At 52.0% G+C, this 20,782-nt stretch carries 21 protein-coding genes and 1 pseudogene; 14 read left to right on the top strand and 8 right to left on the bottom strand.

Annotated features, from left to right (window positions below; translation table 11 throughout):
* The first annotated feature begins 29 nt into the window (after positions 1–29).
* The 3 genes from GN112_RS22820 to GN112_RS22810 are packed head-to-tail and all read left to right on the top strand — an operon-like array spanning position 30 to position 2,465.
* Entirely contained in the window at positions 30–1,019 is a 990-nt protein-coding gene (locus GN112_RS22820; RefSeq protein ID WP_197743379.1) for a branched-chain amino acid ABC transporter permease, read from the top strand.
* The gene (locus GN112_RS22815) at positions 1,012–1,776 is read left to right on the top strand and encodes an ABC transporter ATP-binding protein (RefSeq protein WP_155312315.1); all 765 of its coding nucleotides are present in this window, start codon (positions 1,012–1,014) and stop codon (positions 1,774–1,776) included. The genes GN112_RS22820 and GN112_RS22815 overlap by 8 nt, the downstream gene beginning before the upstream one ends.
* Complete coding sequence (locus tag GN112_RS22810) at positions 1,764–2,465, top strand: ABC transporter ATP-binding protein (protein WP_155312314.1); 702 nt, start codon at positions 1,764–1,766, stop codon at positions 2,463–2,465. The genes GN112_RS22815 and GN112_RS22810 overlap by 13 nt, the downstream gene beginning before the upstream one ends.
* Positions 2,466–2,660: 195 nt before the next feature.
* Here GN112_RS22810 and GN112_RS22805 read toward each other — a convergent pair whose 3' ends face one another.
* The 7 genes from GN112_RS22805 to GN112_RS22780 form a co-directional block, all read right to left on the bottom strand.
* Positions 2,661–4,385 (bottom strand): diguanylate cyclase, encoded by a 1,725-nt coding sequence (locus GN112_RS22805; protein WP_155312313.1) that lies wholly within the window; start codon positions 4,383–4,385, stop codon positions 2,661–2,663.
* A gap of 35 nt (positions 4,386–4,420) precedes the next feature.
* Positions 4,421–5,158 carry a CBS domain-containing protein gene (locus tag GN112_RS22800; protein WP_462477455.1) on the bottom strand — a complete coding sequence of 246 codons (738 nt, stop codon included), beginning with the start codon at positions 5,156–5,158 and terminating at the stop codon, positions 4,421–4,423.
* Positions 5,159–5,325: 167 nt separating this feature from the next.
* Entirely contained in the window at positions 5,326–6,003 is a 678-nt protein-coding gene (locus GN112_RS22795) for an ABC transporter permease (RefSeq protein WP_155312312.1), read from the bottom strand.
* A gap of 211 nt (positions 6,004–6,214) precedes the next feature.
* A complete protein-coding gene (locus tag GN112_RS22790; protein WP_155312311.1) occupies positions 6,215–6,724 on the bottom strand; it encodes a glycine betaine ABC transporter substrate-binding protein in 510 nt (169 codons plus the stop codon).
* 114 nt (positions 6,725–6,838) lie between these two features.
* Positions 6,839–8,026: a flavocytochrome c gene (locus GN112_RS22785; protein ID WP_231717101.1), complete on the bottom strand. Its 1,188-nt coding sequence runs from the start codon at positions 8,024–8,026 to the stop codon at positions 6,839–6,841.
* Positions 7,978–8,268, bottom strand: a complete 291-nt coding sequence (locus tag GN112_RS34500; protein WP_231717100.1) for a hypothetical protein — start codon at positions 8,266–8,268, stop codon at positions 7,978–7,980. The genes GN112_RS22785 and GN112_RS34500 overlap by 49 nt, the downstream gene beginning before the upstream one ends.
* A gap of 121 nt (positions 8,269–8,389) precedes the next feature.
* The gene (locus GN112_RS22780) at positions 8,390–8,941 is read right to left on the bottom strand and encodes a hypothetical protein (protein WP_155312309.1); all 552 of its coding nucleotides are present in this window, start codon (positions 8,939–8,941) and stop codon (positions 8,390–8,392) included.
* A gap of 437 nt (positions 8,942–9,378) precedes the next feature.
* On the opposite strand from GN112_RS22780, the pseudogene GN112_RS22775 reads away from it, so the two are divergent.
* From GN112_RS22775 to GN112_RS22735, 9 genes and pseudogenes are all read left to right on the top strand, one after another.
* Positions 9,379–9,942, top strand: a pseudogene (locus tag GN112_RS22775) (DsbA family oxidoreductase); the annotation flags it as partial.
* A 121-nt stretch (positions 9,943–10,063) separates the two neighbouring features.
* Entirely contained in the window at positions 10,064–11,512 is a 1,449-nt protein-coding gene (locus GN112_RS22770) for a glycogen synthase (RefSeq protein WP_155312307.1), read from the top strand.
* 34 nt (positions 11,513–11,546) lie between these two features.
* Positions 11,547–12,770, top strand: a complete 1,224-nt coding sequence (gene glgC, locus GN112_RS22765; protein WP_155312306.1) for a glucose-1-phosphate adenylyltransferase — start codon at positions 11,547–11,549, stop codon at positions 12,768–12,770.
* Between the two features lie 665 nt (positions 12,771–13,435).
* A complete protein-coding gene (locus tag GN112_RS22760; protein ID WP_155312305.1) occupies positions 13,436–13,657 on the top strand; it encodes a Nif11-like leader peptide family natural product precursor in 222 nt (73 codons plus the stop codon).
* Positions 13,658–14,000: 343 nt separating this feature from the next.
* Positions 14,001–14,921 (top strand): transporter substrate-binding domain-containing protein, encoded by a 921-nt coding sequence (locus GN112_RS22755; protein WP_231717099.1) that lies wholly within the window; start codon positions 14,001–14,003, stop codon positions 14,919–14,921.
* Between the two features lie 157 nt (positions 14,922–15,078).
* The gene (locus GN112_RS22750) at positions 15,079–15,807 is read left to right on the top strand and encodes an amino acid ABC transporter permease (protein WP_155312304.1); all 729 of its coding nucleotides are present in this window, start codon (positions 15,079–15,081) and stop codon (positions 15,805–15,807) included.
* Positions 15,808–15,810: 3 nt separating this feature from the next.
* A complete protein-coding gene (locus GN112_RS22745; RefSeq protein WP_155312303.1) occupies positions 15,811–16,467 on the top strand; it encodes an amino acid ABC transporter permease in 657 nt (218 codons plus the stop codon).
* Positions 16,464–17,192, top strand: a complete 729-nt coding sequence (locus GN112_RS22740) for an amino acid ABC transporter ATP-binding protein (RefSeq protein WP_155312302.1) — start codon at positions 16,464–16,466, stop codon at positions 17,190–17,192. The genes GN112_RS22745 and GN112_RS22740 overlap by 4 nt, the downstream gene beginning before the upstream one ends.
* 27 nt (positions 17,193–17,219) lie before the next feature.
* Positions 17,220–18,050: an MBL fold metallo-hydrolase gene (locus GN112_RS22735; protein WP_155312301.1), complete on the top strand. Its 831-nt coding sequence runs from the start codon at positions 17,220–17,222 to the stop codon at positions 18,048–18,050.
* A 111-nt stretch (positions 18,051–18,161) separates the two neighbouring features.
* On the opposite strand, the gene GN112_RS35395 is transcribed toward GN112_RS22735, so the two are convergent.
* Positions 18,162–18,374 (bottom strand): universal stress protein, encoded by a 213-nt coding sequence (locus GN112_RS35395; protein ID WP_414736150.1) that lies wholly within the window; start codon positions 18,372–18,374, stop codon positions 18,162–18,164.
* 513 nt (positions 18,375–18,887) lie between these two features.
* Here GN112_RS35395 and GN112_RS22725 point away from each other — a divergent pair.
* Together GN112_RS22725 and GN112_RS22720 are read left to right on the top strand one after the other, a co-directional pair.
* On the top strand, positions 18,888–19,172 hold the full coding sequence (locus tag GN112_RS22725) for a hypothetical protein (protein WP_155312300.1): 285 nt from the start codon (positions 18,888–18,890) through the stop codon (positions 19,170–19,172).
* Between the two features lie 141 nt (positions 19,173–19,313).
* Entirely contained in the window at positions 19,314–20,708 is a 1,395-nt protein-coding gene (locus tag GN112_RS22720) for a sigma-54-dependent transcriptional regulator (RefSeq protein ID WP_155312299.1), read from the top strand.
* Positions 20,709–20,782: the final 74 nt, after the last annotated feature.

The following is a 20,782-nucleotide window of genomic DNA, read 5'->3' as shown; positions in this document are numbered from 1 at the left end:
GGAACCCTCGAAGGCCAAATGAGCGGCAAATGCGCATGACTCGCCAGAATATTTCCATCGCCGTGGGGACGCTGTTTTTTCTTACCCTGCCGGTGATTGCCACAATGGCCGGTGAGCCCTATCTGGTGACCCTTTTCAGTCGCATCCTGATCTATGCCCTGGCCGCGGTCAGCCTCGATCTGATGCTCGGTTTCGGGGGCCTGGTCAGCCTGGGCCATGCCGCTTTTTTCGGTATCGGTGCCTATGTGGTCTGCATTCTCTCCATGCACGCCGTCGACGGAACATCCGTCCTGAGCTGGCCGGTGGTGATCAACGGCAGCGAGCGTGCCCTGGTGGCGTGGCCGGCCGCGGTAGTGCTGGCCGCGCTGGCCGCTGCGGTGATCGGAAGCCTGAGCCTGCGCACCAGCGGCATGCACTTTATCATGATCACCCTGGCCTTCGCCCAGATGCTCTATTACTTTTTTGTGTCCCTGGAAGCCTATGGTGGCGATGACGGCATCAGTCTTTTCATGCGCAACACCGTTCCCGGTGTCGACCTGGCTGCCGACCATCAGTTCTACTACGTCTGCCTGGCCGCCCTGGGATTGTTTCTCTGCTTTGCCTGCCGGCTGGTCGACTCGCGTTTCGGCATGGTGATCCGGGGCTGCCGGGAGAACGAGCGGCGCATGAAATCCATGGGGTTTGCCACTTTCCGCTACCGGCTGGTCTGCTTCATCATTGCCGGTGCCGGTGCCGGCCTGGCCGGTGCCCTGATCGCCAATCAGACCGAATATGTCAGCCCCGGCCTGATGCACTGGACCCGTTCCGGTGAGATTCTGGTCATGGTGCTGCTTGGCGGCATGGGTACCCTCTTCGGACCGGTGGTGGGTGCCGCCGCCCTGCTTCTCGTGGAAGAATTCCTCTCCATCTATACCGAACACTGGATGGTCTACCTGGGCCCGTTTCTGGTCCTGGTGGTGCTGTTTGCCAAACGGGGCATTTACGGCGTCATTATCGGAGGCAATGGCAATCATGGCTGATCGCCTGCTCGATGCGCAATCGCTGGTCAAAACCTACGGTGCCCTGCGGGCCAGCGACAATTTTTCCATTGCGCTGCGCCGTGGCGAACTGCACGCCCTGATCGGCCCCAACGGTGCCGGCAAGACCACGGCCCTGAACCAGCTTTGCGGGGAGCAGTTACCGGACAGCGGCCGCATCGTTTTCGACGGCCGGACGGTCACCCGCATGCCCATCCATCGCCGGGCGCGGCTGGGGCTGGCGCGTTCCTACCAGATTACCTCGGTCTTCGAATCCCTGACGGTCCGCCAGAATTTCTCACTGGCCATCCAGGCCCACAATGGGCATAGTTTCCGATTCTGGAGAAAGGCTGCCGACGATCCCCTGATCCGGCGGTCGGTGGCCCCGGCCATGGATCGGGTGGGGCTGACCGAGCGTGCCGACCTTCCGGCGGCCAGCCTGTCCCACGGCGAGAAGCGGCAACTGGAAGTGGGCATGGCCCTGGCCGGCCACCCCAAATTGCTGCTGCTGGATGAACCCTACGCCGGTATGGGGCCGGGCGGTGCCGTGGAACTGACCAAGCTGATCCGTACGCTGAAAAAAGAGGTCACCATTTTGCTGGTGGAACACGACATGGCGGCAGTTTTCGCCCTGGCCGACCGGATTACGGTACTGGTCTACGGCCGGGCCATCGCCAGCGGCACGCCTGAGGAGATTCGTGAGAATCCCGACGTGCGCCAGGCCTATCTGGGAGAATCGGTGGATCCATGCTGGAAGTAGAGAATATCGAAACCTTCTACGGAAAAAGCCAGGCCCTGTTCGGCGTCAGCCTTGAGGTCTGCGAAGGCGAAGTGGTGACCCTTCTGGGCCGCAACGGCATGGGCAAGAGCACCACGGTACGGTCCATCATGGGGCTGTCGCCGGTCCGGTCGGGCCGGATCACGTTTGCGGGTACGGCGATTCATGGCCTGCCCAGCTACGCCATCGCCCGCCTGGGGATCGGCCTGGTGCCCGAGGGGCGCCAGATCTTCCCCAACCTGACCGTCCGTGAGAATATGCTGGCCACTGCCGCCAACCGCCTGGGCGTGAAAACGCCCTATACGCTGGACCGCGTGCTGGCCATCTTTCCCCGCCTGGCCGAGCGTCTCGGCCACTTTGGCAACCAGCTTTCCGGTGGCGAGCAGCAGATGCTGGCCGTGGTTCGCGCCCTGATGACCAATCCCCGTTTGCTTATCCTCGACGAGGCCACCGAAGGCCTGGCGCCCCTGATCCGCCAGGAGATCTGGCGGGCACTGACCCTGCTCAGGGAGAACGGTCACGCCATCCTGCTGATCGACAAAAATCTGGACGCATTGGTGCAGATCGCCGACCGGCACTGCATTATGGAAAATGGCCGGATCGTCTGGCGGGGGACCAGCGAAGATCTGACTGCTGACGACACGCTGAAATCCCGTTACCTTGGGGTATGAGGGAATTCTACAACTTGTGTTTTTATTGAGAACAAGGAGGGCTTAGGCTGAAAAACGACTGCAATGGGAAATGGCTTTTGGTGAAAGCCTTTCCCTTCATTTGCATATTCTGTCAATTACCACTTCAGCCTTTCTGTCATAAAAGCCTGTTTCTGTATCGCAGTAATAGGATCCCGTACAAAGATGAACCATGCATCAGGACAATCCCTCAATGACATATCTGTTTTTTCCGGCCGCTTTGGCTTTGTACATCAAATCATCGGATAACTTGATCAAATTATCAATGTCCTCTTGATCAGGACCGCAGAACAATCCACCAATGGAAATACCCAAGCCTTTTTTTTGTGACAGTTTTTCCGCAGCCTTGGGGACAGCTTTAATAATACGGTTGATGACTTTCTCAACAGCTTCCCTTGATTCAACTTCTGGTATCACGCATACAAATTCATCACCGCCGACTCTGGCAACCACATCGTTTTCACGAATGCACTTTTTAAGGATTTTGGCGGTGTTGACAAGAACCCTATCGCCTACATTGTGGCCAAAGGTATCATTAATTCGTTTGAATCCATCTAAATCCATGTATAAAATAGCGATGTTGCTTTTATCGCGGCGTGCTTTTTGAAAAATTTTTAATGACAACTCAAAAAACAATCTGCGGTTGGGGAGCTGTGTCAATTCATCATAGGTTGCCATATGCTCCATTGCTTTGAACGCCCGAACCTTTTGCTCATTTTCACTGACGAGCAATCGATTCGATCGGAAGATAACAATGGACAATAACAAAATGACTACCGACAAAACGGAAACAATGGACACTGTTATGATGTGCTGTCGGATAAATTCAGCAAAGGTGATTTTACCATATTCCTGGTAAGGGCCAACCCGCAGTTCCTTCAACAAATTATGAACCGGTTGATAGTCATATGGCATGGTCCAGCGCCAATATCTGCCTTTGCGTGCCACTTCACCATTTGCCGGAATGGAAATAAGTACCCTGGAAACCCTGTTGGCAAGATCGTTGGACACTTTTGTCGTTCTGGCAAACGCCCACTCTGGAAAGAGTTGCGTACTGACTCGCTGGTTGAAGTGCGGATACCTTTTCTCATTAATAATACGGATATCATCAGGGTCCATTCGATGTTTAGCAATCGCTTTTTCAAGAATTCCTGTCCGGATAACACCAAGATCGACTTCACCGCTAAGTACGGCATCCAGCACTTTATTCTGAGTTCCTGGGAAAACGACTTCAGCCGCCTGCTTATATGGATCTACACCGGATTGAAGCATCTCATGATAACCGATCAGCCATCCGCCGAACCCCAACGGCGCAACGCCGGCAACCCGCTTATTTTTAATATCCGCCAGCGAATGGATATCGCTGTCACTCTCGGTAATCAACAGCGAGCCGAACTCGGCAATCCCGTCCATCTTCTCCAAGGTCAGAATTCTACTGATACCATGCGAAAGCTCCAAATCAACATACATGGCCGGTTGGGTAATCACAAAATCAATGGTCCCGGACGCAACGAGCGATTTGATTCTGTCAAAATCTTTTGGAATTACCGGGAGCAGATTAAATGTTAAGTCAGGGATATTTTTTTTCAGGCAATCAATGGTCGGTTGCCACTCTTTGAAACCTTCATCGACTCCCGAGATAGCGACAAGAAGAATATTTACTTCACTGGAAGCCTCGTTGGCGATGCTGAAATCTCTAAGACTATAAAATAGCAGCAAAATAAGAACGACCAAGAGGCTTGCAATTGTCAACTTGGATTTCACCATAACTGACCTGATAATTGTTTGCGCACAGATGATAAATTTTTCTTTGATCCCATTGCAGGGAATTTCTGACCGTCCATATATTGCACAGATGCTGGAACGTACCTTGGACCGGCCAGCCTTGTCAAATGTTGTCATAGACCGCCCAACGCCATATTCCCGCAGTCGTTGTCTCAATCACTTTTGTTCTCACTCAGCGCACCCAACAGCGCCCCCTTGACAACGATCCCCTTAAGACGATGTTTTTCGTCTACCACTGCAAGGGGATAGCTGAGTTGAGCCATCAGGGGGAACAAGTCTTTGGCCACGGTGTCGGGAGCAACGGTCGGGATGTCCGTTTTGATGATCTGCTCAAGGGTCTTTTCGCCCCTTTCCAGCAATTTCGAGGCATCATCGGCAAAAACGATCCCCTCGAGTTTGCGGTTCCTGCCGACAAATATGCTCGATGTTTTCAGCTTACGCATTTTGTGAAGCGCCGCCCTGGGACCATCGGTTTTGGCGTTGGCCATTTCACCGTAGTCCACCATCACCGACTCGGCGGTAAGCACCTTGGTCATGTCCACTTCTTCAACGAATTTTTCTACATACTCGTTGGCTGGATTGGTGAGAATTTCTTCTGCGGTGCCCTGCTGAACAATGGCGCCGTCCTTCATCAGCACGATGCGGTCACCCAGTTTCAGGGCTTCATCCAGATCGTGGCTGATGAAAATGATCGTTTTTTGAACGTCTTCCTGAAGGGACAGCAGTTCGTCCTGCATGTTCTTGCGAATCAACGGATCCAGTGCGCTGAAGGCTTCGTCCATGAGCATGATGTCGGCATCCAGGGCCAACGCGCGGGCCAACCCGACCCGCTGCTGCATGCCGCCGCTGAGCTGTGCGGGCATGGATTCTTCCCATCCTTTGAGCCCCACCTGTTCAATGTGGTATTGGCCACCCCAATACCGTGTTTGGTCTGATCCATGATCTGGTTTTTTGTTTTGCCCGCCTGGAGCATCGGTATGATCTCCTTGGGCGACGGTCCAAACACCTTGTACAGATTTTCAACAATAATGATCTTTTCCATGGAACCTCAGTGGCGCTATTCTTGTTTTTTTTCAGCCATGGCGAAGGTGATGCGGTCGATCACAATGGCCAGAAACACAATACAGAGACCGGATTCGAATCCCCGGCCGACTTCGATACGATTGATGGCCAGCAGCACCTCAAGCCCGAGCCCTTTGGCACCGATCATGGAGGCGATCACCACCATGGCCAGCGCCATCATGGTGGTCTGGTTGATTCCCACCATGATCGTCGGGCGGGCCAGCGGCAGCTGCACTTTGAACAGGATCTGCCAGTAGTTGGACCCGAACGCGTGGGCAGCCTCGATGACCTCCTTGGAAACCTCGCGGATGCCCACGTTGGTCAGTCGAATTACCGGCGGCACCGCGTAAATGATGGTGGCGAACAGCGCCTGAACTTTTCCGAGGCCGAACAGCATCAGGGCGGGGATCAGGTAGACGAAACTGGGCATGGTCTGCATACCGTCGAGCAACGGCTTGATGATCTGTTCGAAGGTATCGCTGCTGGCCATGGCGATCCCTAAAGGAATGCCGATGGCCAGGGAAATGATCACTGCGGCGACCACCAGCGACAATGTCATCATGGCCAAGTCCCACTGACCGAATGTGCCGATGAAATTCTGCATGACCCAGTCCATTGCCGCATCCACCCACTCGCCGAGGGGGATATTGATATATTCCGGGAATTCGAACATCGTGGCAATACTCCTTTACAATCAAAACCGTCTTTAGGCGATTTCTGTCAAAGAATATACCCGCCTGCTTGTCTTTTCATCCGTCTTCTGCGTTGGGCGTTTCCACACATAGCCCCACTATGCGTAAAAAAGCCCGCCTTGAATACGAATGAAAATCCTGCGCATCCGGGTATATGCTTATCCGCCAATCGCCTTAACGGTCATGGGCGCGTCAGCGACGCCGCGGGCCGGCGATACGGCCGGCAGCGTCGCTGACTGCCGGTATTTCCGGTTTGATACCCCGTGCGGAGTCGCCTTTGATGACATAGGTGGGAACCCAGAATCCCGGGACACTGTTGGGAAAGTTCGCTCCCAACCGGATAAATCCCTTGTCCGACGATGGATCTTTGCCCAGTTTCTCTCCTTTGTTATAGAGATCCTGCCAGTTTTCAGTCCAGGTTTCCATATTGACATTGGGTGCCTGACTTCCCCTGGCTTCGATCAGCGCCGTGTTGAGCATGATTGTCTCGCCCTGAACATAGCTGACCGGATAGCCGAGCCCATGCTCGATGATGAATGCCGCGATCCGGTTGTGTACCTGGGCGCTGTCCCAGCCAAAATCGGCGAAAATGATCGGGTTTTTGGCATGGACGACATGACTTCCCCACGGGGATACCATCATCAGCATCGTGACCGCTGCCAGGAGTACCATCTTTTTAAAGAAAGCCTTCTTTTTTTCCATACTCCTCTCCTTTCCATTGTTGTTAGGATGAGCTATCCATTTCACCCTCTGGGGTGAATTCCTCCACGAAAAAACGTTGGTTTACGAACGATTGGCCGGCGAATCCTTCGATCATCAATTGAAGGATCGGAGCGGTTGCGCGGCAGCACGACGACCAGCGATGCGTCCGAACACCAGGCACTCGGTGAGGGCGCAACTACCCAGGCGACTGGCACCATGAATGCCGCCGCATACTTCGCCTGCAGCGAATAGTCCCCGAATCGGGCGACCGTAAAGGTCGATCACGCGGGCCTTTGCGTCGATACCGACGCCGCCCGGCGTGTAGTGGACCTTGGGCCATAGCCGAATGGCGTAAAAGGGGGGATTCATCAGGGCCTGGAGACCCTGATCCAATGGTTTTCCAAAGGGATCCGCCAAACCGTCCAAAACGCGCCGGTTGTAATCACGGACGGTCTCACCGAGCGTGTCGGCGGGCATGCCGTATTCTGTTGCCAGGGTGGTCAGCGTTTCAAAATGTCGCACCTTCCCGGTCTTCAGACAGTGCTCCAGGCTTGGAAGATCCTGTTGTGCGCCGGCTGCATCGGTGATGCCCACACATGCATGGCCGGTAGCGATGATGGCATCGGAGCGGGTCCGGCGGTCGCTCCACTCATTGACGATTCGGCGGCCGGTAGCCGGATAGACCAGAATCCCGGTGGGATAAATGCTGTAAGAGGCGAAGCGGCTCCCTTTTCCGTAGCCCAGTTCGTCGGCACAGGCCCAAGGACCGGTTTGAATCCAGGACAGGTGGACCGGAACAGCACCAATTTTCAATGCGGCGACCAACCCCTCGACCGTCGCCCCCTGATGGTTGGTGGTGCCGATGGATGCATCCAGACGAGGATCCTGACGTTTACGGAATTCGACATCGCTGCTGAAACCGCCACTGGCCAGCACAACCGCCCGCGCAGCAGCGATGCGCCACTCCGAACCGCTGCCGGCCTTAGAAAGACGATGGCCGCGACGAAGCCGGACCCCACAGACAGCGCCTTCGGCATCCGTCACCAGGTCGGTCATCAGGCAGCGGGTGCGAATCTCCCCGCCGAGCTTTCGAAGACGGGCGACCTGGGCCTTCACAATATCCTTTCCGGAATGACTGCGCGTGGTCAGACAGCGGGCCACGGAGTGCCCTCCGAAACGGTCAAGCCGGTCCAGATAGGCCACCCCCAATTCATCGCGGGTCCAGGCGATGGCTTCCGCGGCCTGATCAGCCACTACCCTGAGCAGTTCAGGGTGGTTGAGTCCCCATCCGGCGTTGCGCATATCGTCGTAAAACAGATCCGGCGAATCTGTAATTCCTTTTCTCTGCTGTAGATAATTACATGAGAACCGTCCAGCTTCAGGGCAGCCGTGCCCGAACGATGGATCAGCTTGCGGTTGGCCAGCCGCTGTTCCCGCAAGGGCGAGCAAACGCTGCGACAGAAACCACACACGGTGTAATAGAACCAATCAGGATCGGATATTGCCTGCCGATAGTCACTAAAACTGTTATCAGCGGCCTGCATCTGGGGGTCCGCCTTCTGCAGACGGATGCACAGCGCATCCAGTTCCGGCTTTTTTTCCGGCAGCGGGTACCCGAGACGGTAGGGACTCCAGTTGGACCAGGTCCGGGAGGCCGCCAGGCCCTCATAACCGGTACAGCAGATCCAGCAGCAGGTGGTTGGGCCGCTTGCGGGCGATGGTTTCCGTTATGCCGGCGACGGCAATCTGGATCGACGCCTTGGGTTGAATCATTTCTGCGGGACATACCCGGCTGCACATCTTGCATCTGTCGCAGGGATGTTCGTCATCGGGGATCGGAGGATCGGGTGTCAGGGCAGCGGAGATCAACACGCTGCCCAACTCAACCCGTGCACCGTATTCCTTCGTCAGCAGATTGCCGCTCCAGCCCAGGCGTCCGATTCCGGCGGCAAGAGCCGCATAACGGTGAGAAAATTCCGGATGAAACGCGGTCATCTCCGTTACGTCGGCGGCGCCGTCCTCGGGCCGATAGTTGTTGTTGAGGTCTACATTGACGGCGTCGGCCCCTTCCGACCGAAGTTGTTCGGCAAGCGCATCGCCAATCTTATACAGTGTCCGTGCGACGGCTTTCCGGTTTTCACAATGGGGTCGCCAGGTCGTTTTGCCGATGAAGTCGTGCACCCTGTCACTGTCCAGGGCGCACGCAAACGAAATCACCGATTTTGCGGATGGCAGAAGGTAGCGGGGATCGGCGGAGGGGGGGCCGTCGGTAAGCCGGGCACTGCTGAAAAACTGTCAAAGGGATCATTAACGATCCCCTCAATTATACGTCAATCCCAATACGAAAATTTCAAGGCAGTATTTGAGAGACTGAGGGCGGACGAAGATTTTTATCGCAAGTGGTTAGAAGTGGATTATACAGCTTCCTCCCTCTGACCTTGCCAAAAACATTATCTTAAATGCTATAGAATTGTCAGCCCACAGGAACGCACTTGACAAGAAACTGAAAGTGGGGAACGAATAGGGCTTGGGTAACTATGGGGGAACTGTTTTTTTACTGGATTTGAGGTTGATGGCAAAGGCGGAGAATGACACAACATACTGAAATACCAACATTGGAAGTTTACTCCGACTACACTTGACCTTGGTGCTACTTCAGTACCGGGCGTATTGAACAAGTTCAACGGACATTCGACCTTCGTATCCAATGGCGTGCCTTTCCCTTGCATCCGGAAACACCTGCGGCCGGCCAGGCATTGGAGGACCTTTTTGCCAACCAGCCGGTGGACATTCCGGCCATCCTGAAACGGCTCACGTCGGTAGCCCGGGAACTGAACCTTCCCTTTGGCGAGCAGACCATGACCTATAACAGTCGGCTGGCCCAGGAGCTTGGCAAGTGGGCCGAGGTAAAAGGCTGCGGGGATACTTTCCACCACGCCATGTTTCTGGCCTATTTCCGCGACGGTGAAAATATCGGCAGTGCGGACGTGTTGATCGAGCTGTGCCGGGGGATTGGTCTCGATCCGGCGGCAGCACGAGAGGTCCTGAGCCAGCGCACCTTCCTTGCCGCCGTCGATGATGACTGGGAGAAATCCCGGAAAAACAACATTCGTATAGCGCCGACCTTTGTTATGGGCTCACAACGCCGGGCCGGCTACCAATCCCTTGAAACACTCAAGCGGCTGGTGGAAACCGCAGGGATCGGGCTCCGGAAATAAGGCGATTTCTGTCAAAAAATATCCCATCTTTGTTCCCCCATCTTATGCCGACAATACCGATATCCTTGCCGGCAACCCGCTTGATGAGATAGAATAACAATTGCTCTTTAAGGATATTGCCATGAAAATTCTTTTCGTTTCACCGGAAATTGCACCCTATGCCAAAACCGGAGGTCTTGCCGACGTGGCAAAGGCCCTTCCAGAAGCCTTAAGTTCGATGGGGCACGATATTCGAACGATCATGCCCAAGTATCTTAGCATCGTGCAGCAAAACCTTGTCATGGCGCAGGTGACCGACTTTACGGTCCAAACCCATCATGGGCTTCACGGCAGCGTTTTGTGGCAAACGGAAAACGACGGCATCCCCACCTATTTTGTTGAAAACGAGGCGTTTTTCAACCGTGAAGGATTATACGGACTGGGTGACTGGAACTATCCGGACAACCTGGAACGGTTTGTCTTCTTTTGCAAGGCGGTGTTGGCGGGTTGTAAAGCAATCGATTTCTTACCCGATGTGATCCACTGCAACGACTGGCAAACAGCGGCGCTTCCGGCAATCCTCAAAGCCATAACCGCAGGCTATTGCCAAGACCCATTTTTCCAACCGGTTCCGAAAGTTGTGTACACGATTCACAATATCTCTTATCAGGGCCGGTTCCCGGAAGACCACTGGCCGATTCTGTCCCTACCCCGCGGCTACTACACCAACGATTTCGAATTTTTCGGCCAGATCAACCTGACCAAAGGCGCAATCCATCTGTCCGACACCGTAACAACGGTCAGCGAAACTTACGCAAAGGAGATTGAGGAAACCGATTTCGGGTTCGGGTTGCAGGACATTCTTCAACGCAATAGCGGGAAGTTGGTTGGGATTTTAAATGGCGTGGATTATCGAAGTTGGAGCCCGGACGTTGACCCCTATACCTATGGCATCCACTATTCGACTGACGATCGATCAGGGAAATACCAGATAAAAACCCGGCTGCGTGAGGAGTACGGATTACCTGACAGGGTGGATGTACCTCTAATTGGTGTGATCAGCCGCTTGGTCGAGCAAAAAGGAATCGATCTGATCAGAGCATGCGCCGAGCAGATTCTGCAACTGGATACACAGATGATCGTGCTTGGATCCGGCGACCCGACATACCATGCATTTTTTGAATGGCTGCTTCACAGCTATCCGGACCGCGTTGGCATTTACATCGGCTTCAACAACGCGTTGGCCCATCGAATCGAAGCCGGCGCGGACATGTTTCTGATGCCGTCCCTGTTTGAACCCTGCGGATTGAATCAAATTTACAGCCTGAGGTATGGCACGCTGCCCATTGTCCGGCAGACCGGCGGCCTGGCTGATTCGATCCAGGACGGCGTCAACGGATTTACGTTCTTTGACTTCAATGCGCATTTTTTCTTTGATGCGGCAAAACGTGCCGTCGATGTATACCGAAACCGCCCCGAAAAATGGGAGGAGATGATGGCGACGGCGATGGCCCAGGATTTCTCATGGAACCGATCGGCCGATAAATATATCACCGTATACAGGCAGTTGTTGGAGGCACCCAACGAATAATTAAAATCGGATACAGCCTTATAGGAATCACACAATGATACAAAATCAAACACTGACGTTCATCCTGGCAGGAGGCGAAGGATCCCGGTTATACCCTCTAACTGCAAGACGCTCGAAACCATCCGTTCTTTTTGGCGGGAAATACCGGATTATCGATTTCACCCTGACCAATTGCCTCCACTCCGGATTACGCAGGGTTCTGGTCTTAACGCAATATAAGTCCCACTCCCTGAACAAACACCTTCGAGATGGCTGGTCTATCTTCAATCCGGAACTTGGAGAATATATCACGCCAGTTCCGGCTCAAATGAACCGTGGCGAGCACTGGTATGAAGGGACGGCCGATGCGATCTTCCAAAATCTGAATCTGATTGAACGCAGCAACTCGCAGTATACCATGATCCTTTCCGGTGACCATATTTATCGGATGGACTATGAGGCAATGCTCAAATCTCATAAAGCGTCGGGCGCGGATGTCACCATCGCCTGTATGGAGGTTTCCATTGAAGAAGCCAGCGCATTCGGTGTGGTCGTTATCAATGAAAATCAGCGGATCATCGCGTTTGAGGAAAAACCCGATAGGCCGACCCCCATTCCTTCAAATCCTGAAAAAGCACTGGCCTCTATGGGGTTGTATGTCTTTTCCAGTGAATTGTTGATGACAGCCTTGATACGCGATCATCAAATAAAGGATTCGAGTCACGATTTTGGAAAAGATGTCCTGCCGCGACTTGTGCGGGATCAAAAGGTTTACGCCTATCAATTCGGCGGTGAACGGGGCCGGGTAACGCCTGATCGATACTGGCGAGATGTCGGTACAATAGACGCGTACTACAAGGCAAATATAGATCTTCTTGCGCCCGTTCCGCCCCTGAATCTTTATCAGCATAACTGGCCCATCAGGACCTATCAACAACAACAACCACCCGCAAGAACCATTTCCGGAGCTTCAGGAACTGACGGTGTTATCATCAACTCAATTTTAGCCGGCGGCGTTGTGATCTCCGGTGGAAATATCAGGGATTCCATTTTGTCTGCCGGTAGTTATATCGATGATAGAGCGATTGTAGAGAAATCTATCTTATTTAATGACGTTCACGTTGGTACCGGAGTTAAATTGAAAAATTGTATCGTCGATAAAAGCGTTACCATTCCCCCTGAAGAGCAAATCGGTCACGATTTGGCCAAAGACCGACAACGGTTTAAGGTAACTGAAAAAGGAATCGTTGTCGTTCCTCATGGATTTATTTTTTCATAATATCGGAATCAGAGATTCTTTTTGGGTTGCCGGATAATTGGAGTTCCCAAATCTGGTTTGTGGCCACCACTTCCCTAACAATGGAGGCGATCTGTCCTGAAAATGCCACCGCACGACCTCATTTGAAAGCCCTTTTCATTCACAGCAAGCAAGGCGGCCTGGACGAGATTCGCTTCGATCTCAGCGCTGACCGATACCAGTTGGATGCCCCGCTCGGGTTTGAACGGTTTCGGCGGACTTTGGATTTGTCACAACCGGGCAGGAAAGACAAATTCAAAAACAGCGCAGGGCAACCGCGTTTGGATGTATTGTTACAGTACCTGGAATTTGTAGATAATCATATACAATTTTGTATTATATCTTTGAGTTTTTTCAATTTTGTGATTTCTTTTTTTTACATCTCCAGACTTTCTTTGAAATTCGGCAACATCCTTAATCCGTTGATAACTGATTAAAATGGCTATAAATAGGCCAAATAGAGGTTTTGAACCATCAACCCCTTAATGGATTCATGACATTACCTGAAATTCAAATGATTATAAAAAAGCGACATGGCGCGCTGCATGCATATGTCTGATACACAACCAATGCAAATCATCATTGATGATGAGGACTGAAAAAAAATTATAAATACCATCAATTTTGTTACCTGAAAGGAGAGAATCGTGTCCAAGAAAGAAGTTGAGAGATTTTTAATTGCTGGTGGAGAAGATAAAGTCCTACGCCTGAAATACGATCAGATCGAAACCATGCCTGACTTTGTCGTTGCTGCTGTTGCAGATGGTTTTGATTTTAATGAAGAAGATCTGAAGGCGGTATTGCGTGAGTCAGGTGATTCCTTCGACTCTTACGGGAACCCCCGCAAACGCGATATCTGGTGGTTCTGATATACAGAGTCGCTATATTTCTCATTTTAACATGTGTGCTATTGGTTGGATGAGGGGTGCGGCGAGATTTTTGCTGCACCCCTCTCCGGTCATAGGTCATCCCTTGTTCCCGGGGCAATCTATTTTGGCGAGGTATTGAAAGGAACAATCAAAGGCTTGCGTATAATTAAAATTAACGATTTGCTCTTACCATACAAGATCGTCATATAGTTCTTCGAATTTTGCACTTATGCGCACATCATGTTTTCCCCATACAGTGCAATGACTGGTGATGGAGCAATCATGCGAACCAAAGAAACTGGGTTGGGATGAAAATCTGTTAAAATGATAATAGGAGAAGATCATGATGAAAACCGTAATCCGAAAAGATGGGAAAAAAAGCAGAAGAGGATTTTTATTGGCCGTCGGTATCGTATGTATCGTCGTCTCCCTGGGTTTGGCGATGCCCTCACAGGCCCAAGACATTCTTAAAAAGATCGAACAGACAGGTCAGGTCACCATGGGGTTTCGCGAAGGTTCGGTTCCTTTTGGTTTCATGAACGAAAAGGGGGAGTGGGTTGGCTTTGGTCTCGACCTCGGGTATGAAATCGCTACCGGGCTGAACGAAAAATTCGGCAAAACAATCGAACTGGTGAAAAAACCAATCAATCCCAAAACGCGTATCCCCCTGGTAATCAACGGCACGGTCGATATCGGCATCGGATCAACCACGATTACGCTGGCAAGAGAAGAGGTGGTCGATTTCAGTCTGCCCTATTTTCTTACCGGTACAAGATTGTTGGTCCCAAAAAACAGTGCCATAAAAAACTTTTCCGATCTGGCCGGCAAACGGGTCGGCATGGGCAGCGGATCGACCGCCAACATCAAAGGCATCGACAGGGCCATGGCCTCCGGTATCATCCAACCAGCCTGCGAGAAGATACTCTTTGAAGAACACAACAAAGGGTTCCTGGCCCTTCAACAGGGTAAAATCCATGCCTATTTCACGGATGCCAGCATTTTGGCAGGCATGCAGGCCAAAGCGAAAACCCCCGGCGACTGGAAAATCGTCGGTCAATACCTGACCTATGAACCGTATGGCATCATTCTCCCGGAGAATCAGGGAGAGTGGCGTGACTTCGTGAACGCCGTTCTCATCAAAACCATCAAAAGCGGTCGGTTCGAGCAAATCTATGATAAATGGTTCGGTCCCAAGGGCGAAGTACCGCTGCCAATGAGCTCGGAATATAAAACCTTGCTGCAGGCGTTGAGCTACCCGGACTAAAAGCCATTGACCATTCAACATCCAACGGGTCTTTTGCGTTTTGATCGAGGCCCGGAAATCACACCATCAGAGGGTCTCGATCGACGACCCGGAGAACGGAGAACTGACGGGAATTATCATCCTGCTGGTGAAAACGGGCCTTGATGATTAATTGAAAATGGGTTTTCTGAACTACACGTTCGACTGGACGGTTTTGTGGCGTGAGCCCTATGGCGCCATGTTGATCAAGGGGATCGTCACCACTATCCACTTGTCTCTGCTGGCCTGGCTGATCGCTATGATGTTGGGGATCTCGATCGGTATTTGCAGAGTATTGCCATCGAGACCGATCCGGTTCGCAGGAAGCGTCTATGTGCAAATCTTCCGCAATACCCCTTTTCTGGTGCAGCTTTTTTTCTGGTATTTTGCAGCCCCCCTGCTTTTGCCAAAATCGTCCCAGGCGTGGTTGTACGACCATGTATCCGACTATTCTTTCTGGGCAGGCGTCATCGCCCTGGGAACGTATACGGCGTCACGATTGGCCGAGCAGTTTCGATCCGGTCTGCTGGCCATTTCACCGGACCAGTACCATGCCGCCTATTCGACCGGCCTGACCACCTTCCAAACCTATCGCCATGTCATTGCGCCGTATGCCTTCCGTATCATCATCCCCCCGTTTACGACGGAGTTTCTGACCTGCTTTAAAAACTCTGCCCTTACCATGACCATTGGTGTCATGGAAATCACCCATACGGCTTATTACATCGACTCGTTTACCTGGCACGGCTTAGAGACCACGACGGCAGCCAGTTTGACCTATCTTCTCATCTCGGCATGGGTTGTGCTTTTTATGTCGTTGATTGAAAAAAGGCTTCCTATTCCGGGCATGATCGCCCGCGGACAATAAAGAATGGATCTATCTGTCATCATCCATAACCTGGATTTCATGCTCGGCGGGCTTGTTCTGACCTTCCAACTGGCACTGATCACCATCGCGGGTGGCCTGCTGCTTGGCATTCTTTTGGCCATGGCCCGCCTGTCATCGAAGCCCTGGCTCTATTACCCAGCCACGCTCTATATTCATTTTTTCCGGGGTCTGCCGCTCATTCTGGTGATTTTCTGGCTGTACTTCCTATCACCGATCATTACCGGACAATCAATGGACGAATTCCTGGCCGCCGTCGTCTCCTTTATCGTATTCGAAGCGGCATACTTCGCGGAGATCATCCGCGCCGGCATCCAGTCCATTTCCATTGGCCAGTCAATGGCGGCGTATGCCAGCGGATTGACCTTCTTTCAATGCGCCCGTCATGTCATCCTGCCCCAGGCACTGCGCAACATGACGCCTGCGCTGGTGACGCAGGCCGTGGTCATTTTTCAGGACACGTCTCTGGCATATGTAATCGGGTTAAGGGAATTTTTACGCCGCGTCAACCTGGTGGACGCACGCGAAGCACGCTCGGTTGAACTCTATCTCTTCGCCGGCCTGGTATACTTCCTCTTTTGTTCGGCCGGTGCGCTGATCAGCCATCGGTTGGAGAATCGTCTGCAAAGGGATTGGGTGTGATTGAAATTAAAAATGTCAGCCTATGGTACGGTCCCCATCATCAGGCGCTGGGTGGGATCAGTGAAACCATAAAAAAAGGGCAGACCGTCGTGATTTGCGGCCCCAGCGGTTCCGGAAAAAGCTCGCTGCTTCGGTGTATCAACGGCCTGGAACGGTTCCAGGAAGGAGAAATCATCGTCGACGGCATATCCGTACTGGACCCCGCCACGAATATTCATAAACTACGTTCTAACATCGGCATGGTGTTTCAGCATTTCGAACTCTATCCCCATATGACCGCCCTGGACAATATCACTCTGGCACCCATCCGGGTTCGTAAACAAAGCAAAACCGAAGCCGAGCAAAAAGCTATGCAAATCCTCGAACGGGTGGGAATCCCGGAAAAGGCGCGAAAGTACCCGGCGGCGCTTTCCGGCGGTCAGCAGCAGCGGGTGGCCATCGCCAGGGCCTTGGCCATGGAACCGGCCATCATGTTGTTTGACGAACCGACCTCTGCCCTAGACCCGGAAATGATCAAGGAGGTGCTTGACGTCATGATCGATCTGTCCAGTGAGGGGATGACCATGGTCGTGGTTACCCATGAAATGGGATTCGCCAGAAAAGTGGCCCATGAGATTATTTTTATGGATAACGGCCAGGTAATCGAAAAAGGCATCGGCCATGCCTTTTTTGACCATCCGGAAAAGAAAAGGACCCGCCAGTTCTTAAATCGCATCCTGATTTAGTCGGATAGACAAAAGGGGAATGTGCCCATGAATAAAGACGTGAGGATTTCAATCCTGTGTGAAGATCAGGCCCAAATGGGCTTCAAGGACAACATCTTTCTGGCGCAACATGGGTTTTCTGTATTCGTTGCGGCTGAACAAAATATTCTGTTCGATACGGGCGCCACGGATGTTTTCATGCACAATGCCGGTTTGTTTGGCATCGACGTAAACACCGCAGACTGGATTGTACTCAGCCACGGGCATTGGGACCATGCCGACGGCCTCAGAGCGCTCGAGGACAATACGGCGACAAAAATGAAGGTGCTCGTCCACCCGGGTGCGTTTGTGGACCGGCACAAAGCAACCGGACAATACAACGGCATGTTCTACCGCCGGAAGGAGATGGCGCAAAACTTCGACCTGGTATTGTCAAAAGGCCCCTATCGAATAACGGACCGAATTTGTTTTTTGGGTGAAATCCCCCGGCTCAATGACTTTGAAGCCCAGCAGACGGCATTTTTTCACTTGCAGGGAGAAGATCGGCGTCCGGATTTCATCATCGACGATACGGCGTTGGCCATTGAAACGAAAAAGGGGTTGATCATCATTACCGGATGTTCCCACGCGGGGATTTGCAATATCGTCGACTACGCCAAAAAAGTCACCGGTCAAAAAAATGTTCACGCGGTGATAGGAGGATTTCACCTATTGGGCGACCGGCACCAGCTCGAAAAAACCATCGACTATTTTCAGCGTCATCCGGTCGCGCACCTCTATCCCATGCACTGCACAAACCTGGAGGCCTTGTGTGCATTTTACCGGGTTTTCGGGATTCAGAAATTGTGTGCCGGGGATACCATCGCATTCGAAATGTAAACAAATAATACATGGATTTTTTGTTTTTCAGCACCCCTTGGCGTAACATCGGACAGATAAACATGGTCCCATACCGGCTTGGTTTTAAAATTGTTTCCGGATACTCATTCTTCATGCCCCTTTCGCTTCAACCGCTTTGTGAGGGGGTGGTAACGGCCTGATACTCAGCAATGGAAAGGGGCAGTGCCGAAACATTTTTTCAGCTGTAGATCCAAGAATAACGTCAGCCAAGTTGCTACGCCCCTTGGTGCCGATAACGATCAGTCGAGAATTTTCATCGTTGGCGACCTCGATCAGGCGTTTGAAGGGCACACCGGTCGCGATCCTTCGGATTTCTTCTTATTACCTTTTTCTTCCTCCTCCTTTTTCGTAGAAGGTCTGAATTCGAACCGGCCAGCGCCAGTTGATGCATTTAATTGGCCCGGTTGTTAAACACAGGTTCAGCAACACATATGCCAAGTCTTTGAGGCATGATCATTCAGTGGCCATTGCCAACGGTAATCTTGAATAATAACGTACTCAAGGCGTTGACAAGTTGCGCAATGAACGCCACCGGACACACGATGTCCATACATCTTCGGAATCGGACCCCGTATGTCTGCAAACATCGGCACGCCTAGTGGGCTAAGAAATCAACGGCCCCGGTATTCGTGTGATCAACATGCGGCGGGGTTGAGTGGGCGTTGACCAGCCCCTGTACCATGCAACCGAAGCGGCTGTCTTTTGCCCCGAGGGGGCAATTGGAATCTGCGATCGAGTTGTAACTAATCGGCAGGCACATAAATTGCGTATTAAAAATTGAATAAACATTTCAACCCATATCCCAATGGACACCTGATGCAAAAACTCATCCCGATTCAAATGAAGGGTATTGTCATCGCCGCTGCCTGGGGGGAACATGGTGATATTACTGCAGTAGATATCGCCGGATATGATGAAAAACGATACCGTGTTGCCGATGACCTCGTGGGCAGACAACTAAAGCAGTTGATCAAAGAGCGGCTAATTGTCGATGGAATGATTGAGAAGACGGGGAACAGGAACATCCTGCATGTCAAAGCATTCCAGCGTGACGACGCAGCCAAAGATAAAAAGCAATGCCGATCCGGGATAGACATCTGAGCGCCGATCTGCCGCAACGGACAAAAGAAGTTCTTGATCCTGAGCTCAAAAAGCGTTATAAATCATATAACTATATGTAATAATTTAATATAGTTTTATTCGCTTCAACAGTCTCCCTATTCTCAATCATGTAGTGTCAAGATGAAGGATGTTCTGATTGTTTGCAAAGATGCCCAAATCAGCCGGTTGATCCACAGCAAGCTGGGTCGAGTGGTGACGGTGCGTACGGTTTCGGATATCAGCTTAGCTGAGATCGACAATGGCCATCCCATTGACCTGGTGTTTATTGATGTGGTCGAACTTGCCGACAAGACAGCGGCCGGATTCGAAAAAATCGTTCGGGAAGTCAGGCGGCTTCATCCTCTTGTTCAATTTATCGCCATGGCTCCCAAGCCCATGGTCAGGCAGGCCGTAATGGCTGTCAGACAGGGAGCCGACGACTACCTTACCTACCCCATTGATGGCGAAGAGATTGATCTGGTCCTTAAGTCGGTCCAGGAGAACCGATTGAAGGACCAGGAACTGGATTACCTGCGCGACCAGTTTTGGAAATCGGATTGGTTGGACATCATCCACACCAAAAATCAGTCCATGCGTAATGTGCTGGAGAGAGTCCGCAGCGTCGCCCCGACGATTGCAACCGTCCTGCTGTTGGGCGATACCGGTACCGGCAAGGGGTTGATGGCAAGGTTGATTCACCGCCACAGCCACCGTTCGGATGGCCCTTTTGTTTCATTGCATTGCGGAGCCATTCCCGAAACGCTGGTAGAAAGCGAACTGTTCGGCCACGAAAAAGGGGCTTTCACCGGAGCGGACCGCAGGAAGATCGGTAAATTTGAAATGGCTCAGGAGGGAACCATATTTTTAGACGAAATCGGTACCATCACCCATGCCACGCAGATAAAACTGTTGCAGGTATTGCAGGATGGCACATTCAATCGGGTCGGTGGCAAGGATATTCTGCACACGAATGCCCGGATCATCGGGGCCACCAACGCCGATTTAGAGAAAATGGCCAAAGCGGGAAGCTTCCGCAAAGATCTTTATTACCGCTTAAATGTCTTTCCGATTGAGCTTCCCGCCCTAAGAGACCGCAAGGAGGATTTACCGCATCTGGTCACGTTGTTTCTGGCCAACCTGGAAAAGAAATATGGCAAAGCAATCACCGGACTGGAAAGCGGAATTGCCGATGCCATGCAGGACTATAGCTGGCCTGGAAATTTGCGGGAACTGGAAAACATTCTAGAACGTGCCTATATCCTTGAATCGGGTAGCTTGCTCAGATCGGGCAGTTTCCCGGATACCTTGATCATCGGTTCCAAGATCGTGCAGGCAGCAAATGAATCCAAGTCGCTGCCTTTATCTCAAGCCAGACAGATCGCCATCGATGAATTCGAACGGACTTACCTGGAAAATCTGCTAAAGAAACACAAGGGAAGAATCAACGTATCAGCCAAGGAAGCCCACATCACTGCCCGGCAGTTAAGCAGGCTGGCCGCCAAGCATGGTGTCGATAAGACAAAGTATAAATCCTGAATGGTTAATAGGTGGGAGACAAAAAAGCGACATCCGGTTTCTGTTGTTCCATCAAAAAGCGACATCCGATGTCC

This window comes from Desulfosarcina ovata subsp. ovata (assembly GCF_009689005.1).
Classification (GTDB): Bacteria; Desulfobacterota; Desulfobacteria; order Desulfobacterales; family Desulfosarcinaceae; genus Desulfosarcina; species Desulfosarcina ovata.
Note: the sequence above shows the minus strand (reverse complement) of the source record. Positions and strands in the feature narration are given on the sequence as shown.

What these genes read in the sequence shown, in the direction of transcription:
- GN112_RS22820 (WP_197743379.1), top strand. Translation starts at nt 30, where the DNA reads ATGCGCATGACTCGCCAGAATATTTCCATCGCCGTGGGGACGCTGTTT.
- GN112_RS22815 (WP_155312315.1), top strand. Translation starts at nt 1,012, where the DNA reads ATGGCTGATCGCCTGCTCGATGCGCAATCGCTGGTCAAAACCTACGGT.
- GN112_RS22810 (WP_155312314.1), top strand. Translation starts at nt 1,764, where the DNA reads ATGCTGGAAGTAGAGAATATCGAAACCTTCTACGGAAAAAGCCAGGCC.
- GN112_RS22805 (WP_155312313.1), bottom strand. Translation starts at nt 4,385, where the DNA reads ATGACAACATTTGACAAGGCTGGCCGGTCCAAGGTACGTTCCAGCATC.
- GN112_RS22795 (WP_155312312.1), bottom strand. Translation starts at nt 6,003, where the DNA reads ATGTTCGAATTCCCGGAATATATCAATATCCCCCTCGGCGAGTGGGTG.
- GN112_RS22790 (WP_155312311.1), bottom strand. Translation starts at nt 6,724, where the DNA reads ATGGAAAAAAAGAAGGCTTTCTTTAAAAAGATGGTACTCCTGGCAGCG.
- GN112_RS22785 (WP_231717101.1), bottom strand. Translation starts at nt 8,026, where the DNA reads ATGCGCAACGCCGGATGGGGACTCAACCACCCTGAACTGCTCAGGGTA.
- GN112_RS34500 (WP_231717100.1), bottom strand. Translation starts at nt 8,268, where the DNA reads ATGCAGGCCGCTGATAACAGTTTTAGTGACTATCGGCAGGCAATATCC.
- GN112_RS22770 (WP_155312307.1), top strand. Translation starts at nt 10,064, where the DNA reads ATGAAAATTCTTTTCGTTTCACCGGAAATTGCACCCTATGCCAAAACC.
- glgC (WP_155312306.1), top strand. Translation starts at nt 11,547, where the DNA reads ATGATACAAAATCAAACACTGACGTTCATCCTGGCAGGAGGCGAAGGA.
- GN112_RS22755 (WP_231717099.1), top strand. Translation starts at nt 14,001, where the DNA reads ATGATGAAAACCGTAATCCGAAAAGATGGGAAAAAAAGCAGAAGAGGA.
- GN112_RS22750 (WP_155312304.1), top strand. Translation starts at nt 15,079, where the DNA reads ATGGGTTTTCTGAACTACACGTTCGACTGGACGGTTTTGTGGCGTGAG.
- GN112_RS22745 (WP_155312303.1), top strand. Translation starts at nt 15,811, where the DNA reads ATGGATCTATCTGTCATCATCCATAACCTGGATTTCATGCTCGGCGGG.
- GN112_RS22735 (WP_155312301.1), top strand. Translation starts at nt 17,220, where the DNA reads ATGAATAAAGACGTGAGGATTTCAATCCTGTGTGAAGATCAGGCCCAA.
- GN112_RS22725 (WP_155312300.1), top strand. Translation starts at nt 18,888, where the DNA reads ATGCAAAAACTCATCCCGATTCAAATGAAGGGTATTGTCATCGCCGCT.
- GN112_RS22720 (WP_155312299.1), top strand. Translation starts at nt 19,314, where the DNA reads ATGAAGGATGTTCTGATTGTTTGCAAAGATGCCCAAATCAGCCGGTTG.